This window comes from Dyella sp. (genome assembly GCF_035508675.1).
GTDB lineage: Bacteria > Pseudomonadota > Gammaproteobacteria > Xanthomonadales > Rhodanobacteraceae > Dyella_B.
Genome location: NZ_DATJMN010000014.1, coordinates 1 through 2,917 on the forward strand (window position 1 = coordinate 1; position 2,917 = coordinate 2,917).

General features: G+C 59.0%; 3 protein-coding genes. 2 read left to right on the plus strand and 1 reads right to left on the minus strand.

All coding sequences use genetic code 11. The features are described from left to right. Positions 1–194, plus strand: a 194-nt coding sequence (locus tag VMA74_RS00880) for an STY0301 family protein (RefSeq protein ID WP_325363875.1), incomplete at its 5' end; no start/stop codon positions are given. 117 nt (positions 195–311) lie between these two features. On the opposite strand, the gene VMA74_RS00885 is transcribed toward VMA74_RS00880, so the two are convergent. Then, positions 312–1,682, minus strand: coding sequence for an FAD-dependent oxidoreductase (locus VMA74_RS00885; RefSeq protein ID WP_414649532.1), 1,371 nt, complete (start codon positions 1,680–1,682; stop codon positions 312–314). Positions 1,683–1,844: 162 nt separating this feature from the next. On the opposite strand from VMA74_RS00885, the gene VMA74_RS00890 reads away from it, so the two are divergent. Further along, a complete protein-coding gene (locus VMA74_RS00890; RefSeq protein WP_325363878.1) occupies positions 1,845–2,600 on the plus strand; it encodes a M90 family metallopeptidase in 756 nt (251 codons plus the stop codon). The last annotated feature ends 317 nt before the right edge of the window (positions 2,601–2,917 follow it).

The window sequence follows — 2,917 nt, forward strand, 5'->3', positions numbered from 1 at the left end:
ACGGCCCACCAGAACAAATGGCCAACCTTGTCCCTGTCCCAGGAAAAGCCGCCGATCGCTGGGACCTGACCGGCGTCGATCCATACCTGGTGTGCAGGTACAAGCAAACCGACAACGTGCTGACGATCCACGCACAGGGCGCTAAAGCCTGTGAGGTTACGAGCAATCCGTTGACGGCTTATTGCACGGATTGAGCAAAAGCCAGGGACTGTAATCCCAAAGCTTGATGAAAGCCAAAGGCAATCGGGGTTAGATTGACTTACAAGCATGCATATCGTCGATAAGTGAACTGACCCCGTTTTTACACCCAGCTAAACCTTATCCAATGGCGTATCGCCACCCGTGAACTGCTGCCGGGCTTGCTCAAGCCGGCACTTGCGCTCGGAGCGCCAGTTACGCCAGTCGAACAAGGCACTGATCATATAAACGAGCTGGAATGCTTTGATGCGGCTCCATACCTTGAGCGAGTCGAATACATCGCCAGCCAGCATGGAAATCACGCCCTGCTCTATCTGCCAAATATTGTGCGGCTCGCGGAACATCTCGCCCATCACCGGGCTGTTGAACCGATAGATGAAGAACGCAAAGCGCCGCATGCCACGGCGCTGGCGACGTTCCAGGCGGCGCAGGAGGTGCGCCTCCCGCTGTGGATGGCGCAGTGATTCGTCGACCATCGCCACGGCCTGCTCGGCGCCACTCATTGCCAGGTATACACCCGAAGAAAACACCGGGTCCAGAAACGCGAATGCGTCACCGATCAACACCCAGCCCGGACCGCCCATGCACGTGGAGTCGTAGGAATAATTGCCGGTGACGCGCACTTCATTGCCGATCAACTCTGCACGCTCAACGCGTTGCCATAGCTCGGCATTCATACGCAGCGTCTCTAACAGGAACTCGACCTTGCGCCCTTTACGCTGCTTCAAGTACGCCGGGCGGCATACCGCGCCGATGCTCATTACACCGCCCGGCAGCGGAATCATCCACATCCAGCCATGCTCGAAGCGGTAGATGCTGATGTTGCCGGCATCTTCGCCCTGACGGCGCTGGGCGCCGAGAAAATGACCGAAGATCGCTGCGCTTTGGTGCTCATCGTTTTTGCGCTTGAGCTTCTTTTTCGACGAAAGAAATGCATCGCGGCCACTCGCGTCCATCACGTAACGCGCACGAATGCGATAGGTCTCGTCGGTATCGGTGCCCACCTCGATCAACGAATCGCGCGGACTTTGTTGCACGACCTGCCTTACCTCATGGCCCTCGCGCGCGTCCGCGCCACACTCACGTGCGTGGTCGTAGAGCATCTTGTCGAAGTCCTGCCGCCATACCTGATAAGCATGCGGTGGGCTGTTGCCGAGGGCACGCGCGAATGCGTAGGTGTTGTAGCCGCGCTCATTGTCGGCTTCGAAATCCGCGCCGGGCTTGAATACGCCGATCTCCCTCACCTTCTCCATCACGCCCAGTCGCTCGAACAGCGGCAGATTCATCGGTAGCAATGATTCGCCGATATGAAAGCGTGGGTGCCTGTCTTTCTCCAGTACGATCACCTTATGACCCATGCGCGCCAGCATCGCGGCTGCCGTACTACCGGCCGGCCCTCCACCGATCACCGCCACGTCGCAATCCTGAGCTACTTGAACCGTGATTTCCGTCATGCCCATCCCTGTGAAGCGATCAAGCGCTATAGCTTGAATCGGCAAGATTATGCCAGAGCCGGCCAAGCGCCCTCGCGAAACGCGCTAGAAAGTGCACGCTACTTCCCTGCCCCCCCTTTAGCCCAGCGCCATTCGACTCCGAGTTCTGCGCTCGGCTCTTGCTTTCGCTACGACGCCCTCCACTATCTGGCCATGTTCAAAAAAATCAAAGACTGGCGCATACGGCGCATCGTCGCTCGGCACCCCATCGCCGAATCGCTCTGGCGAGAGGCGCTGGAGCGATGTACTCCAGCGCGTCGGCTGAGCGCCTCCGACCAGGGCACGCTGCGCGTGCTGGCAACGCTGTTCCTGGACAACAAATCGCTGGAGCCGGCCAAGGGTTTGCAGTTTGACGACGCCGACCGTGTTTTGCTCGCGACCCACGCTTGCGTACCTATCCTGAAGCTGGGCCTCGATTGGTACGACGATTGGTACAGCATCATCGTTTACCCGGATGCGTTCATTCCACGCCGTCCAAAAATCGACGCAGCGGGGGTGGTTCACCAGACCAATGACATATTGGCCGGTGAGGCATGGGGACGCGGACCGGTGATCCTGTCATGGGCGGATGTGCTGAAGACAGGGACGAAACCCGGGCACAACGTGGTCATCCACGAAATGGCACACAAGCTCGATATGCTCAACGGCGACGCCAATGGCTTTCCGCCATTGCATCGGCGTATGGATCGCCGCGTGTGGTCGCAGGTCTTCTCAGCCGCGTGGGATCGCCTGCAGGATGAACGACGCAACGGGGCGGACCTACCGATTGACCCGTATGCCCTTGAAAGCCCGGCCGAGTTCTTTGCGGTGGCCAGCGAGCAATTTTTCGAAACGCCGGCAGCCTTGCACCAGCATTTGCCAGACGTCTATCGGCAGCTCGAGCAATTTTACCGGCAGCACCCGTTCTAAGCATCCGGCATTCAAGCGTGTGCCTCAGACGAACACGGCTATACCAGTGGCCGCTTGATCTACCTGATCCGTTCGCGTGAAGGCGGCTATGGCGCCTTCACGCCCTCCGTCCATCGAGATCACACGCTGGCCATAGGTTGGCCTAAACCGAACGGGAGACCAACCGGCATCGTTTGCCTTCCGGTGCAACCCGTTTGCAATACACGTCCACGATGGCAACCGTGTTTTGGACGGAGTCGGTCAGCAGGACCCGCTTCGCCACGCCTGGTCCAGTCGAGTTGTCGATAGCCACGGCGACGAACGGCTGCGAGGCCATA

Coding starts and splice junctions, on each gene's coding strand:
- VMA74_RS00890 (WP_325363878.1), top strand. CDS start 1,845: ATGTTCAAAAAAATCAAAGACTGGCGCATACGGCGCATCGTCGCTCGG.